Raw genomic sequence first — 15,435 nt, forward strand, 5'->3', positions numbered from 1 at the left:
CGGCGGCTGTATCGGCCTCAGCGACCTCCGGTGGCGCGCTGGTCGCGTGCTGCTCGCCGGGCGAGCGAACCGGACGGCTGCAGCCGACTCACGAGACTGCGTTTCGCGCGGTAGCGGAACCGGCTCCGCTGGCGGGCGAACCAGCCGAGCGCTCCCTGCGCCCGTGACGCCTCGGCCTCCGACCGCTGCCACAGCTCGTCGGCCGTCGTATCGTCCACGTCACGACCGGAGAAGACGACGTCGTCGGTCGTCCCCGCGAGCGCGGTGAGCGTGGTCGCGCCCTCCGGTTCCTGGGCTCCGAGCGCGGATGCCGTGGTCGACCGCGTGGCGGCCGCGGGCACCGTGTACCCGAGCTCGGCGTAGCGGTCGATCAGCTCGTCCCACGCACCGGCGGCACTGCGATCACCACCGCCCGCGCGGCGACGCTTCGTCCGCCGACGCTTCGCACCCGAGATGGCGAGGAGCGGGATGAAGTACAGCGACACCGGGACTCCCACGATCAGCGCGAGCCACCACACCCATTCCGGGATCACGAGTCCGTCGTTCTTGTCCTTGTCGTCGCCGTCGTCGATCGAGGCCTCGGTGAGGAGGCTGTCGTCGAGGTTGTCGCTGCGCGGCGGCTGACGCACCTGCGGCTGCGGCTCGGTCTTGGGCTTCGGATCCTGGTCCTGCGGGATCTCGGTCTCATCGGGGGTCGGGGAGAACGCCACCCAGCCGTAGCCCTCGAAGGGCACCTCGACCCACGCCGTCACGTCGTCTCCGACGACCTGCACCGAACCCTGGCCCTCGGTCACCTCGGGCGCGAAGCCCATGACGACTCGCGCGGGGTAGCCGAGCGAGCGGGCCATGAGCGCGAACGCCGACGCGTACTGCTCCTCGTCGCCGACCATCGGTGTGCGGGTGAACAGCTCCGACATCCGGTCGGCACCGTGGCCGGCGCGTGACGGAGAGCTGTCCGAGGCGAGCCCGTGGCTGAGGAACCCGGTGGTGCGGAGGGTCTGCTCGATCGCGCGCAGTTGCCCCATGGGCGTCGTCTCGGTGCCGACGAACTCCGAGGCCTTCGCGACCACGATGTCCGGGATGTTCGTGACGGGCGGCAGCTCGACCGCTGCGGTCGGCGTCGTCGCGAGGGCCGTGTCGCTCGGGACCGCCTGCGTCGTGGTCCGCTCCTCGTAGTCGTCGCCCGTGCCGATGCCCGAGGTGATGACGGCCGCGCCACTCTCGGCGTTGTAGCGGATGTCCTCGGATCGCTCCGCCGCCTTGCCGTCGAGGGTGAGCGCGCTCGGGTACCCGACGCTGGGCACCCAGATGTCGTCGTAGCCGGTGATGTCGATCGACACCCGTCGGTCGCTGCCCGGTGTCATGAGCTGCGGTCCGGGAAGGTGATCGCCGACGAGCTCGAAGGCACCGGAACCGTCGGTCGCCGTGGAGGGCCCGGAGACGGTCCACAGACGGCCGTCGTAGCTGTCCATGGCCGCCAGACGGATCCGATCCCCCGGCTCGAGGCCGGTGGCGGTGAAGAGCTTCGTCTCGGCGAGGTCCTTCGTGTACTCGCGGAACCCGGCGAGCGGGCTCGGGTACTCCAGGGGGTCGAACGGCGGGGTGACGACCTCGCGGAGGACGAACCGGGAGTCCGCGGGTGGCGAGGCGACGACGGCCGCGCCGCCGCCGACGACGACCGCGACCGCGGCGAGGACCGCCGTACCGATGATCTTCTTGCGACGGAGGACGGCGGTGGTCGACGCTGCCGCGTTCTCGCCACGACCGGCACCCGGCCGCCACCCGAGCCAGAGGAGGGCGATGAGCGCGAACGCGATCCCGCGGACGGCCGCCAGGAAGGGCGTCTGCGTGCCGAGGAGGACGCCGAGGGCGTACAGCACGGTCGGGCCGACGAGCACGATGGCGCAGCGGACGGCGACCTGCGGACGCCGTGGCAGCCAGCGGACGGCGAGCACGGCGGAGACGACACCGACGAGCAGCCCAGCGACGTAGGGCAGGGTCATGATGTACGCGGGCGCGCTCAGCGGGGTCTGCAGGGTGACGAAGTCCTTCCACCCGAACACGGCGCCGATGCTGATGCCACCGAGGGTCCGCAGGTTCGGGAGGACCGCGAACGTCGCCACGGACGGCATCGCCAGGGCACTGCCGAAGACGTAGAAGACGAGGACGGTCGAGAGGCCGGTCAGGAGCGCATTCAGCCGGAGGGCGTGGGAGGCGACGCCCACCGCCATGCCGAGCGCGAGGCCACCGAGACCGGCGAGGAGGAACCCGGTGCCGCTGAGCGCCGCACCGAAGCCGAGCAGGCCGAGGGCCGCGAGGACGAAGACGACCGCGAGGTCGATCCAGGAGCGGCCGGGCAACGGCCACGGCGCGACGAAGGTCGGGACGATGCCCTGGACGTCGACGTCCGCGGCGGACCCGGCGGCCGCGCGTGGCGGGCGCACGGTCGTGCGCTCGTCGACCCCGCTCACAGCGCCCTCGACATGACCTTGGCGAGGTCGCTCAAGGCTCCGACCGTCATGACGTTCATCCCGGCGACGTCCTTGATGCCGGCCCGTGCACCGCGTTCGACGCGGATGCCGAACACGTTGACATCGGGACCGAAGAGGCGCTGGATCCCCCGGTACTCCTGTGCCTCGAGTCGCGAACCGGCGACGATGATGACGACGCTCGGTGCCGGCAGGCGCTTCGTGGTCTCCCGGGCGAAGGTGCGCGGGGTGTCGAAGGTGCCCTCGGCGAGCTGCAGACGGCAGCTGTCGTCGAGGAAGGAGGTCACGGTGTGGGTCCGCAGCGCAAGCCGGTCGGTCACGACGCTGATCGGGACCTGGTCGAGGATCACCTGGGTCGCGATCGACGCGGTGAGCGATACCGCCAACTCGAACTCGTCCTCGTCGTCGGCGTAATAGCGCGAGTCGGTCGTCATCACCATGGTGAGCTGCGACCGCCGCGTCTCCTCGAACTGCCGCACCATGAGCTGGCCCGTCTTCGCGGAGGACTTCCAGTGGATGTAGCGGCGGTCGTCGCCGGGGACGTACCCGCGGAGCGCATGGAAGGAGATGTCGTTGTTCGTGATGGTCTTCGTGACGAGGCCCTCGAGGTCGCGGATGAGACCGGCGGCCGTCGGGTGGAGGCGCGTGGTCTCGGGATGCACGAAGAGCTCGACCGGTTCCGTCCAGCGCACCTCGCGGCGCAACAGGCCGAGCTGGTCGCCACGGACCGACACGGCGGGCCCGGCTGGGATGACGGCTCGCCGGTTCGTCGGAACGGCGAACAGTTCCTCGTGTTCGCCGTCCTTCGGGATCGCCGGAATGGCGAACTCCGCGAGGCCGTAGCCCACGGGGACCTCGAGGCGCGTGGGCGTCGTGGCGCGGTTGCCGGGGTTGGCGATGAGGACCTGCCCGATCGCGCGCTCGCCGACGGTCACCCGGGTGGGGTTCAAGTGGATGGAGATACGGAAGGTCGACCGCCCGAAGAGGTAGGCGACGGAGGCCAGCAACGCGGCCAACGGCACGAAGCCGAGGAACACGAGTTCCGTCCATCCCAGGATGAAGCCGGCGACGGTCGCGATGACGCCGATCGCCAGGACGACCCAGCCGAGGCCGCTGACCACAGCGAGCACGGGTTGCGCAGCCGACCAGACGACCCGGGCCCAGGGCACGACGACGGCACTGATGCCGTCGAGCGCGCTGCGGAACGGGTTCGGCCGCCGAGCGGGAGCCTGCGCACCGTCGACGTGCGCATCGGGGCCGTCGGCGCCCGCCTCGGCAGGCGCGCCGACCGTCGCCGTGCGGACCGGATCGGGTCCGTCCGGCGCGGCGGCGGCGCGCTGCTCGAGGGTCTCGCTCATGCTGCGCGGTACGCCGGCGGAGCGATGCTGACGAGGACCCGGGCGACGACGTCCTGCGCGGTCACGCCGGCGAAGTCGGACTCGGGGTCGATGATGATGCGGTGCGCGAGGACGGCCTGCGCGAGGTCGTTGACGTCGTCGGGGGTGACGTAGGTGCGTCCCTGTGAGATCGCCCAGGTCTTGACGGCGCGCACGAGGGCGAGCGCACCACGCATGCTCACACCGAGCGCCACGTCCTGGTCGTCCCGCGTCGCCGCGACGACGTCGGCGACGTACTCGAGGATGCTGCCGTCGACGTGCACCTCGGTGGCGAGCTGCGCCATGGTGACGACCGCGCTGGAGGCGATGATCGGCTGCACCTTCGTCGCGCGTGCCCGGTTGGAGGCGTCGAGCAGCAGGTTCACCGAGGTCTGGCGGTCGGGGTAGCCGAGCGTCGTCTTGATGAGGAAGCGGTCGAGCTGCGCCTCGGGCAGCTTGTAGGTGCCCGCCTGTTCGATCGGGTTCTGCGTCGCGATGACCATGAAGGGCTGGCCGGCCTCGTAGCTCGTGCCGTCGATCGTGACGATGCCCTCCTCCATGACCTCGAGGAGCGCCGACTGCGTCTTCGGCGAGGCACGGTTGATCTCATCCGCCAGCACGATGGAGGCGAAGATCGGTCCCTTGTGGAACTCGAAGATCCCCTTGCCCTGGTCGTAGATCGTCACACCGGTGACGTCGGACGGCAGGAGGTCGGGCGTGAACTGGATCCGCGAGCTCGTGCCGTCGAGCGTGTTCGCGAGGGCCTTCGCGAGCACGGTCTTGCCGGTGCCCGGGTAGTCCTCGAGGAGCACGTGGCCCTCCGAGAGCATGGCCGTGACGACGAGCTTGATGACGTGCTCCTTGCCGAGGATGGCCTGCTCGACGTTGCCGACGAGCTTGCCGAACGCGTCGGCGAACCAGGTGGCCTGTTCCTGCGTGACAGTCATGGAGGTGTTGGATGCTTTCGTGTAGGAGGGAGAGGTGGAAGGTCGAGCCGCTACATCGCGTTCCATGCGGCTGCTGAGGTGGCCCCGATGCTGAACGTCTCGCCCGTCGCCGTGTTCCGGAAGAACGCGGTGATCGTCTCACCGGCGGGGATGACGCCCAGGTGGTTGTTGTGGACGAAGCTGCCCGTCCCGCTGGCGTTGATGTTCGAGGTCGAACCCACCGCCGAGCCATTGCGCTGGATCTGCACGTCGTAGTTGCCGTTCGGGACGTCGGCGTAGCGGACTCCGACGTCGTAGCAACCGGTACCGCCGCTCTGACACGCGTGCGGTTGACCGGATTTGTAGAGCGAGCCGCTCGGCTTCGGCGGCGGCGGATTGTTCACCGTCACCTCGGCCGGCCCGCCTTCAGGTCCGGTACCTCCGGGACCCTCCGCAGAGACGTAGACCTGGTAGGTACCGGCGCCGATGCCACCCACCGAGTCGCTGGTGCCACCCGTCGTCCCGGTCTGCACCGTGCTGGAGCCGCTCATGATCCGCCAGTGGTACTTGTCGACCTGTCCGCCGGTGTCGGCGGGGGCGTTCCACCGCATGGTCAACGTCGCCGGCGCATCCCCTGACGACTTCAGCGAGACGTTCTGTGGCGCACTCGGCACGCCGTAGGCGGTCGCCGAGATCTCGTTCGAACCTGCGCTCGGACCCACGGCGTTGTGGGCATAGGCGGTGAAGGTGTAGCTCTGCCCGTTCGTCACGTCGAAGGTGCAGTCGTTGCCGGGGGCGCACTGCTTCTCCCCGCCGCCGCTCCACTTCACCGCGTGGTAGTCGATGGGCGAGCCGTTGCTCGCCGGCGAACCGCCGACGACGACGGTGATCTTTCCGCTCTTCGCACTCTTCAGGCTGAGCGACGGTGGATCGGGCACATCCTTCACGATGACCGTGATGCGGCCTTGGACTCGACGGTTCGGGTCGTTGGTCGCATCTTGAATCGTGTAGATGACGCTGACGGTACCGCTCTTGGACGACCCGGGCGTGACCGTGACCGAGCCTCCGGAGACGGTGGCCGTCGCCCCACCCGCCGGAGCACTCTCCACCGTGGCGTCGAGGACCTTGAGCGGGGTGTCGGGGAACGGGTTGTAGTCGTTCGCGAGGACGTTGATCGACTCGGCCTTGTTCTTGCGGCCCTCTTCGACGCGGTCGTCGATGGCACGTGGGAGCGGCCGGGACGACGAGACGACCTGGACCGTCACGGTTCCCGGGATCGAGTACTCCTTGTAGCTCACCGTGAAGTTCAGTGTGGCGGACGTGCCCGGCTGGGTACCCTGCGGAGCGGACACCGTGAGCTGCGACCCGGACAGACTGCCCTGGACGCCGGCCGTCGTCCCGGTGAGGCCCTGGTAGGACAGGGCAGCGAGGATCTTCGGGTTCGGGTGGTCGCTCGAGGCGCGAAGGTCGACGACGATCGCCGGTTCACCCGCTTCGACGGGGATCGTCACCGGGGTGAACGTCGGTGGTACGTCCTCGAGGTCCGGGTCTCCGACCGTGATCGGCAGTGTGAGCAGCTTGCTCTCGCGACCGTCCGTGGCCTCGAAGCTCACCGAGGCCGGGCCGCGGTAGTCCTTCGCCGGGGTGAAGGTGATCGTGGCGTCGTCGACGTAGCTCGAGGTCCCGTTGCTGCGGAAGTTGACGACGCTGCCCTCTGAGGCGATCGTGACGGGCTTGCCCGACGGCGCCTCGGTGATGTCGGAGAGCTTCCAGGTGCGCGTCTCGTTGACCTTGACGATCTGCTCCGGCAGCGGACTCTTCATCCGCGGCGGCTCGCCGTCGGTCGCGGCCGGCACGATGATGAACGCGGCGCCGCTCAGCTGCGTGACCGGGTCCGTCAGGCGGTAGGCGATCGCCTGGCGTCGGTCGGTGAGGGTCACCCGGATGGTGCCACCGTCGCGGACCTCGCCGGAGGCGGCGTTCACACCTTCGACGCTCGGCTGCAGGTCGTCGATCAGTCCACCGGGGTTCTGCGCGCCGTCGAGCACGTCGATGTCGATGGTCTTCTTGCCGACGATGTCGGCGTCCTCGAGGACGTGGTCATCCGCCTCGGGGAACTGCGGCTTCGCGTCCTTCGTGACCTTGACCTGGATGTAGGCGCTGTCGATGCCACCCTTGCCGTTGGTGATCTGGTACCGGACCGTGAAGAACGCCTCCTCCTCCGGCACTTCGATGACGACACGGCTCTTGCTGACCTCGGCGGTGAGGCCGTCGTCCACCGAGAGCAGCTTCGGTTCGAGTTTGAGCTTGTACCCGTTCGGATCGGAGTCGTTCGAGAGCACCGGCACGGACGCCACCTTGCCCGGCAGGACCTCGATGTAGTCGTCGACCGCGTTCGGCTGGCCGTCGACCTCCGGGCGTCCGATGACCCCGATCTTGATCGTGCCGACGGCGACCGCCCCGTAGGTGTCCTTGACCCGGTACTGGAAGGTGTCGGTCCCGGAGGAGTCCGGAGCCGCCTCGTAGACGAACCAGGTGCTCCCCTGCTCGATGACGCGACCGAGCAACGGTGCCGAGGCGATGTCGTCGACGACGACGGAGTCACCGTTCGGGTCCAGGCCGTCGAGCGGGACGTCCACACGGACCGTCGCACCCGCGAACACGCGCGAGGTCAGCAGCTGCGGTACGGGCGGCTGGTTGTTCTTCTTGTCCTCGCCGACCACGTTGAAGGTGACCGTCGCCGTGTCGGCCTCGCCGAAGGTGTCGTACACACGGTACGTCGTCGTGTAGGTGCCCGGTTCGCTCGGCGCCTGGAAGCGGACCTCGTCGTCGTCGACGAAGGCGAGGCCGGCGGTCGGATCGTCGACGAGCTGGCGGTCGACGAGCATGACCGCCGCGTCCGGGTGGTAGTCGTTCTCGAGCACCGCGACGTTGGCGATGTCGCCCGCGCGGACGACGACCGCATCGTCGGTGGCGACCGGTGCCTGATGCTTCGGCAGCGGTGGCACCGGGACGACCGTCACGGCCGCCTGAGCCGACGAGGTGCCGTCGGACACGACGTAGGTGAACTGCAGCTGCTGCTCGATCGGCGCGGACGAGGAGACGCGGATGACCGCGCTGTCGAGGACCTCGACGGACAACGAGGTGGACTCGTCGGGAACGGAGACGGACTGCACGGCGAGCACCTGCCCACCCGGCGACTCGTCGTTCGCGAGGACCGGGATCGTGATCGTCTCGTTCGGACGCAGATAGCCTTCGTCCTTGACGGCGACCGGCGGCCGCACATCGGTGGGCTTCTCGAGGACGTCGACGCGGATGAGCCCGATGCTCGAGGCGATACCGGCGCCGAGCGTGTACTTCAGGTAGTAGGTGCCGGGCTCGTTCGAGGACACGGTGACCGACTGCTTCTCGAGGCTCGGCGAGGACACGAGTCCGCCCTGCAGGGCCTCGACACCGATGAGGCCGAGCGGGGCCCCACTCGGGGACTGGTCGTTCGCCAGCGGTTGGACGAGCGCGGACTCGCCGACGAAGGTCGAGACGAAGTCGGGTGTCCCGATCGGGCTCAAGGCTCCGGCGGGCTGCACGTCGACCTTGAGGGTGCCCTCCGCCGAGGTGACCCCGTCGGACACGACGAACTTGACGTCGCGCGGACCCATCTCGGGCGAGGCGTGCGTGAACGTCACGAACCCATCCGGGGTGAACCGGACGAGGTCGCTGGACGCCGGCGACGCCGACTGGAGGAAGATGTCGTCGCCGTCGGGATCACGCCAGTCGGCGAGCACGTTGTAGGTGACCGTCTGCCCGGCCTCGACCGACACGGCGGCCTCGCGATGGGACGTCGGCGGCTCGTTGACCTCGGGCGGTTTGATGGCGATGCTCACGTTCGCTTCGGCCACGCCGCCTGGGCGGCCGTCGTTGACGGAGTAGCGGAACGACGTCGTCCCGGCCACGAACCCCTCGGCCGGGGTGAACTGGAGCGCACGCCCGCCGTCGATGTACTCCAGCTTGCCGGTCTCCGCCGCGACGTCGCTGGTGTTCTGGATCGTCAGGACGTCGCCGTCCGCATCGGAATCGTTGTCGAGCAGCGGCAGGACCGTCGCGCGACCCGGACGGACGCCGAACGCGTCGTCGCGGGCGATCGGCGGACGGTTCTCCTCGGTGCGCTCGGCGAGCGTGTCCTCGAAGGACTGCTCGGACGCCTTCTCGTCGCCGTCCTCGCCGTCCTCCTCCTGCGGGGGTGTCACCTCGTCCCAGTTGTCGACGAGGCGCATGTTCGCCTGGACGAGCCAGGAGTTGCCGGTCTGGACGTTGTTCAGGGCGATGACCGAGCGGTTCACCCGGAAGACGAGCTGCTGGCCGATGGTCTCCGGGTTGATGTCCTCGATGACCGGCTTCTTGTCGGCGCACTCGGCTGCGTACCGACTCGAGGAGGCCCAGGCTCCGTGCATGCAGCCGTCGAGGTTGACCGGTGCCGTGACCTCGGCCGCACTCGTCGCCGCTGTGGTGACGTCCGCGTCGAGCACCTCCGGGTCGCCGCCGCCGAGTGGGACGCGGACGAGCGAGTCACCGGTCGCGATGACGGCGGCGTCGTCCGATGCCGACGGCTCCTGGATCTTCAGCGGCTTGCCTGGCAGCTCGACGACGGAGCCGTCCTGCTTCACGAGGTCGCCGGACTTCAGGTCGAGGATGACCGCCTGCTCACCGGCAGCACTCAACTGGTAGTCGTCGAGCTTCGGGAGCTTCGACTCGGTCTTCGTGCCGTCGGGCAGGATGCGGTAGAGGCGCCCCTTCGCGGGTGCGACCGCGAGGATGGTGCCCGTCGAGGTGACGACCGCTTGACCGGCTTTGCCGATGGAGACGATCGGCTTCGTCTCCGTGGGGTCGAAGCGGAGCTCCCCCGCGGCATCGACGGACCAGAGCTTGCCGGTCTCCCCAGCCACGACCGAGAGTCGGTCACCGCCGTAGTGCACCGTCGCGCCGGTCGGCAGCGAGACACGCTGGATGAGGCTCGTGAAGGCCGGATCGATGCGTTCGAGCGAGGAGAGCGCCTTGTCCTGGAGGAAGACGTCGTCGCCGTCCTGCAGCACGTCGGCGTTGTTCGACGCCGTCGACACCGCTCCGTCGAGTTCGGAGATCTGATCGTTGAGCCGCCCCGCGAGGAGCGACTCGCCGTTGGTGACCCAGACGTCGCGGGACTCGAGGTCGACCTCCGTGACCGGGAAGCCCTGGTGGATGAGCGCGGCGGTCACCGGCACGGCGACGAGGACCGACAGGGCCGTGATCGAGGCCGCGGTCTTGCGTTTGCGCAGCCAGGCACTCCAGTTGCTCACGATCCCCCAGGTGAAGTGTTCGGTCAGGCGGCCGCCATCATGCCACGGTCGCCGCTGAGTCTAGCAAAGTTGCGAGTCAGTCTCATCGACACGAATGACATACATCAGATGTCGCGCTCGTTAACGGCCGGGGCCGACCTCGCCGGCATCCGCCTGATCGGCGTGGTCGAGGAGCGGGAGGTCGCTGGCGTCCACGAGACGGGTCGAGACCGCGTACTCGACGAGCCGTGCACGACGGCCGGTCGCGAGTTTCCCCGGCCCGCCGCGCAGCCCCTGGACACCGAACTTGTCGAGCTTGTCGCAGACGTTGTCGAGCTTGCGGTTGAAGGTGGTCTGGCTCCAACCGAGGCGGGCGGCAGCGGCGGCGGACGCCGGGATCTCGCCGCGACCGGGCGACGCCTGGCGCAGGACGTCCTCTGCCAGGGCCACGATGAGGAGGCGCTGGCTGCTCGTCAGGTGGATCGGCCCGACCGTCGTGGTTCCGGCGGTGGTCGTCGAGAGCTGCGACGGACTGAAGTACTCGAGGTCCGAGGTGATCGTGAAGTCGTAGGTCGTCGTCCCGGCACTGAACAACACCTGCAGCTCGGGGAACACGATCGGAAGCCGGGCACCGGGCGCGAGCCACGCCTGCACGTTACCGGTCGTGTCCGTCACCGTCGCGGAGAGGGTGTTCCCGATGTTCGTGAGCCACCAGAGCCCGGCATCGAAGGTCACGCTGAGGAAGGTGCGGTGCAGGAAGGGGTTCTCGTCGACGACGAGGTCACCCTCGCGCCCGATCAGGAACGGCTTGCGTGCGTCCACGGCGTACTCCTCGCCGCAGAACTCGACGCGCACCGCCGTCTTCGTCGTCTCCGTGTCGGTCGCCTCGTCCGTGGTCATCGTCTGGTCCCCCTGTGGTCGGTCATCGTCTCGGTCCCGCTACTGCTGCGAGCACATCTCGAGTGGATCGGGTGAGGTGACGCCGCCTCGGACGATCACCACCTCGATGCACAGCTGCGCGCCCGGAGCGCTCGGCTTCAGATCGACCGCATACGTCGAGGTCGGTACCTTCGGCGAATTCTTGCCGCTGCTCGTCACCTGGTAGATGTACGAGTCGCCGTCCTGCGGGTCCGGGTTGTCCCAGATGAAGGTGACGACGCTGCCGTCCTCGCTGATGTTCACGCCGAACGGCTTCGGCGAGGGGACGTCGCTCAGTTGGATCGGCGCCCCGGTCGCGGCGGCCGTGGGCTTCGGGTCGGCGGCCGCCCCCTGCCAGATGATCCCGGCCGCGATGCCGCCGACCGCCAGCACCGCGACGGCGCCCACGACGAGGAGGCGGGTCAGTCGGCGACGTCTGCCTCGTCCGGCCGCATCGGCATCGGGGTCCTCCGTGGGAACTGCAGCGGCGGTCTCGAGGCGGTCTCGGCGGATCGTCTCGGAGGGCAGCGAGGCCGCTCCGACGATGATCGGGGCCGAGGGCTGGATCGGCTGCACGAGCGGTCCCGCCGAGCGGACGACCGTCTCGTCGCCGACCGACGGCTGCACGCTCGGCACGCTGGGTCGGGGCTGGGCCTCGACCGTCGGGACCTGTCGGACCCGCGTCTCGTCCGACGCACTGCTGGACGTGTCCGGTCGGGGGCCCTGCGACTGCGGCTGCACGAGGTTCGGGATGTCGATGGGCGTCGGCGCGTAGGCCAGCTCCATCTCGACGCGCTGCAACGCCCGAGCGAAGTCGACGGCGCTCTCGAAGCGGTTGGCGCGATCCTTCGCGAGGCCCTTCTGCAGCGTCGCGACGAGGGAAGCCGGTGCGTCGTCGCGCCCGAGCGGGGTGACGGTCCCACGCTCGATCCGGCTGATGAGGTCGGCCGCACCGTTCGACTGCCCGGGGATCTCGAACGGCGTCCGTCCGGCGAGCAGCGTGTAGACCGTCGCGGCCAGGGAGAACACGTCGGACCGGACGTCCGGATGCGGCTCGTCCTCGAACATCTCGGGCGGCGACCAGGGGATGGAGAGACCGACCGTCTGCGTGCCCGAGGCACCGGTGGAACCGACGTCGCCAGGGCGCCCGGGGCCGGCGGTCGTCGGAACCTCGAGTTCGACGGCCTGCGAGATGCCGAAGTCGGTCAGCGCCGGCCAGCCGTACGCGTTGGTGAGCACGTTGGCCGGTTTGATGTCGCGGTGGAGGATGCCGGCCGCGTGGGCGGTCGCCACCGCACTGGCCAGGCGGACGCCGGTGCGCAGTGCATCGGCGACGGCGAACCGCCGCAGCTTCGCCTGCTCGGCGAGACTCGGCCCCGCGCAGTACTCCATCGCGAGGTACGGTCGTCCGTCCGGAGCGACGTCCGCCGTGTAGATCGTGACGATGTAGGGGTGCGCGGAGAGCTGCGCCATGAGGTTCGCCTCGGCGACGAAGGCCTCGCGGGTCTGCTCGCTGAGGTGCTCGGCGAGGAGCACCTTGACGGCGACCTGACGCCTCGGCAGCTGCTGCTCGTACAGGAAGACGTCGGAGAACCCACCGGCTCCGAGCTGTCGTTCGAACCGCAGCCCGGGGATGGCCGGCGGTTGCGAGGGTGAACGGCGCACGTCAGCCCTCTCGGACGCGCAGCGCGACGCCGCCGCCGAGGTCGATGACGGTCCCGACGATCACCGGCGTCGGCTCCCCAGGTCGCAAGGACTGCGGTGCCTGACCGGGCAGGACGACCTGCGTGCCGTTCCGCGAGTGGAGGTCGGTGACGACGACCGTGCCGCCCTCGACCGCGACACGCACGTGGCTCCGCGAGATGTCGTCACCCGTGAGCGTGACCAGCGTCGGGACGACGGACGCCGGGACCTGCGAGACGCTCGGCGCCCGGCCGAGCACGACGGGCGAGGCGAGCGACTGGCGAGTCCCGCCGGGGAGCTCGAGGTAGGTGAGCGGCGTGGCCGACGGGGTGGACGACCGTGCGGGCGGGGTCTCGGCCGCGCGACGCGCACGCAGCGCGGCGAGATCCTCGGCGAGGATCGTGTGGCCGTCGTGGTCGCCGAGGTCCGATGGTCCGGCTGCCGCGGGTTCCGGTGCGGCGACCGCGGTGGCTGCCGCCTGCTGGTGCGCCGACGCCTCGGCCGCCGCGCGTTCGGCGTCGCCCGCCTCGTCGACCGCCGCCGCACCGACCGGACGGAGCACGGTCTGGCCGAACAGGAAGTCGTAACCCTCGTCGACGGGCTCCTCCGGGGTCGACGGGGTCTCGTCCGGGTCGTCCTCATCGTGGAAGAACTGGGTGTCGGAGACGGACGGCACGACGTGGAGCGGCTGAACGGGCTCGACGTGCGCAACCGGGGTCGCCTCGTCGCCGTCCGTCTCGTCGTCCGCATCGTCCGAGGTCGCCGCGGATGCAGCGGGCTCGGCGGGGGCCGGGACGGGCGGGGCCGCGAGCTGCTCCGCCGCGGTCGGCGTGCTCGTGGACGACTCGGTCGGCCGGCGCTCGTCGGTGGTCGGAGTGGCGAGGGAAGCCGTGGTCTCCTCGTCGAGGGTCGCCGTGATGGAGGTCGTCCAGACGGCTCCCGACCCGAGCGGGAGGCGCACGCCGGACGGGTTCGGCTGGTCGCTCCGGAGCGTGACGCTCACCGCGTCGGCGTGGTGTTCCTCGACCCAGGTGGTCGCGCGGGCGCCCAGGACCGTCTCGGTCCCGGCGGCGCTCGTCACGACGGCGGCCGCGAGCCCGCGCACGATGACCGTCGCGCCCGATCCGTCCCAGACGGCCGCGGCGAACGCGGGCGTGTTCGAGAGACCGCCGGCCGCGAGGCGGTCGACGATCAGCGACAGCGACGCGTCGCCCGGGAGGTCCGCGGCGAATGCGGCAGCGGCGGTGTCGTCTCCCTGGGCGTCGACCAGCACCAGTCTGCCGGGCCCCGCCACAGCGAGCCAACGGCGGACCTCGGCCGGTTCCATTTCGTACGAGTACACGGCCACTCCTCTAGCCTCGCGGCATCGTCTCTTCAAGATACCCGAGACCACCCGCGTCATCGTAGCCGGGGCCGCTGGACATCAGCGAGGTCGACACGACGTCGACGACAAGCGCGGTCACGTTGTCCCGTCCGCCGGCGGCCAGCGCGAGCTCCACGAGGCGGTCTGCGGCTCCCTCGAAGCCCTGCGACAGGACCTCGGCGATCCGTTCGTCGGACAGCTCACCGGTGAGCCCGTCCGAACACAGCAGGAAGCGCTGCCGCCCGGCGACGGGGAGGAGCCAGACGTCCGGGTCGATGCCGGCCTCGACGCCGATCGCCTTCGTCACGATGTTGCGGTCGGGGTGTTCGCGCGCCTCCGCCTCCGTAATGGAGCCGGCGTCGACGAGTTCCTGGACGGCCGAGTGGTCGACGGTGATCCGACGGAGTGCGCCGTCGGCCCAGGTGTAGACCCGGGAGTCCCCCACGTTGAACACCATCCAGTGGAGGTCGGTCTGCGGCGACAGCGCCACGAGCGCGAGGCCCGCGACGGTCGTGCCGATGACCCCGTTCGGCGTGGGGATGCTGCGGATGACCGCGTTGGCGGCGACGATCGTGGTCACGACCGCCTCGGTCGTCGTCGGCATACCGATCGGGATGCCGCGTTCGAGCGCCGCCGCGACCTCACGGCTCGCGACCTCGCCGCGTTCGTGCCCGCCCATGCCGTCGGCGACCACGAAGGCGGGCGCGCCGGCGTAGAACGCGTCCTCGTTCAGGCGTCGGACCAGCCCGGTGTCGGTCCGGCCCTCGCTGCGCAGGGTGTGCGTGGACCGCGCGGTCTCGATCGTCGTCATCCCGCACCGCCCAACGCGGCGGGAAGGGTCGGTACCTCGCCCGGCCAGCTTCCGTACCTCGCGTCGAGGTCGGAGCTCGAGAGCTCCACGGAATCGCCACCGGCGTACTGCTCGGAGGCGATGTCCAGCGTCGCGAGGATGGCGATCGTCGACTCGACGGTCTGCCCGGGGGCGTCGAAGGCGAATCGCACGAAGCGCCCGCGGTCGACCTCGTCCTGGGACGCGAGCTGCGCGAGGGAGTAGTCCACGAGGGCACCGGGGTCGCCGGTGAAGGCGTCGGTCGCCGAGAGCGTCGCGGTGACGTACGCCGTCGTGCCGTCCCAGGCGCGGGCGGCCGTGAAGTCGGCCCCGGGGATCTCGGCGACCGCTTCCTCGACGGCGGCCAGTGTCCGGTCCGGGCTGCGGGCCGGGGTGCGTTGCGCCGTCGGCGCTGCGGTCCCGCAGGCGGTGAGGAGCCCCAACAGGACGACCGACACGGCGCCGGATCGGACGATGGTGCTGATGCGCATGGAAGGCCTCACGGTCGGGAACGGGCTGTGGACGGGCGACCCGGTGCCGGG

General features: G+C 70.1%; 9 protein-coding genes. All 9 read right to left on the reverse strand.

Features of this window, described 5'->3' with window-relative positions; genetic code table 11:
- Window positions 1-17 precede the first annotated feature (17 nt).
- Complete coding sequence (locus ACZZZB_RS04940) at window positions 18-2,471, reverse strand: transglutaminase domain-containing protein (RefSeq protein WP_463529101.1); 2,454 nt, start codon at window positions 2,469-2,471, stop codon at window positions 18-20.
- Complete coding sequence (locus ACZZZB_RS04945) at window positions 2,468-3,847, reverse strand: DUF58 domain-containing protein (RefSeq protein WP_194644102.1); 1,380 nt, start codon at window positions 3,845-3,847, stop codon at window positions 2,468-2,470. Before ACZZZB_RS04945 ends, ACZZZB_RS04940 begins: the two co-directional genes overlap by 4 nt.
- Window positions 3,844-4,812, reverse strand: coding sequence for an AAA family ATPase (locus ACZZZB_RS04950; protein ID WP_191940624.1), 969 nt, complete (start codon window positions 4,810-4,812; stop codon window positions 3,844-3,846). Before ACZZZB_RS04950 ends, ACZZZB_RS04945 begins: the two co-directional genes overlap by 4 nt.
- Before the next feature lie 50 nt (window positions 4,813-4,862).
- Window positions 4,863-10,121: an Ig-like domain-containing protein gene (locus ACZZZB_RS04955; protein ID WP_463529102.1), complete on the reverse strand. Its 5,259-nt coding sequence runs from the start codon at window positions 10,119-10,121 to the stop codon at window positions 4,863-4,865.
- Window positions 10,122-10,241: 120 nt separating this feature from the next.
- Complete coding sequence (locus ACZZZB_RS04960; protein WP_463529103.1) at window positions 10,242-11,000, reverse strand: hypothetical protein; 759 nt, start codon at window positions 10,998-11,000, stop codon at window positions 10,242-10,244.
- 39 nt (window positions 11,001-11,039) lie between these two features.
- Window positions 11,040-12,683, reverse strand: coding sequence for a serine/threonine-protein kinase (locus tag ACZZZB_RS04965; RefSeq protein ID WP_463529104.1), 1,644 nt, complete (start codon window positions 12,681-12,683; stop codon window positions 11,040-11,042).
- 1 nt (window position 12,684) lies between these two features.
- Window positions 12,685-14,043 (reverse strand): FHA domain-containing protein, encoded by a 1,359-nt coding sequence (locus tag ACZZZB_RS04970; protein WP_463529105.1) that lies wholly within the window; start codon window positions 14,041-14,043, stop codon window positions 12,685-12,687.
- Between the two features lie 10 nt (window positions 14,044-14,053).
- Complete coding sequence (locus ACZZZB_RS04975) at window positions 14,054-14,875, reverse strand: PP2C family protein-serine/threonine phosphatase (RefSeq protein ID WP_137242168.1); 822 nt, start codon at window positions 14,873-14,875, stop codon at window positions 14,054-14,056.
- On the reverse strand, window positions 14,872-15,384 hold the full coding sequence (locus ACZZZB_RS04980) for a hypothetical protein (RefSeq protein WP_463529106.1): 513 nt from the start codon (window positions 15,382-15,384) through the stop codon (window positions 14,872-14,874). The genes ACZZZB_RS04975 and ACZZZB_RS04980 overlap by 4 nt, the downstream gene beginning before the upstream one ends.
- Window positions 15,385-15,435 lie beyond the last annotated feature (51 nt).

It is taken from the genome of Plantibacter sp. AC185 (assembly GCF_979258065.1).

Bases quoted from the DNA above. Each gene is read 5' to 3' on its own strand.
- ACZZZB_RS04975 (WP_137242168.1), bottom strand. From the start codon at position 14,875: ATGACGACGATCGAGACCGCGCGGTCCACGCACACCCTGCGCAGCGAG.
- ACZZZB_RS04960 (WP_463529103.1), bottom strand. From the start codon at position 11,000: ATGACCACGGACGAGGCGACCGACACGGAGACGACGAAGACGGCGGTG.
- ACZZZB_RS04950 (WP_191940624.1), bottom strand. From the start codon at position 4,812: ATGACTGTCACGCAGGAACAGGCCACCTGGTTCGCCGACGCGTTCGGC.
- ACZZZB_RS04945 (WP_194644102.1), bottom strand. From the start codon at position 3,847: ATGAGCGAGACCCTCGAGCAGCGCGCCGCCGCCGCGCCGGACGGACCC.
- ACZZZB_RS04980 (WP_463529106.1), bottom strand. From the start codon at position 15,384: ATGCGCATCAGCACCATCGTCCGATCCGGCGCCGTGTCGGTCGTCCTG.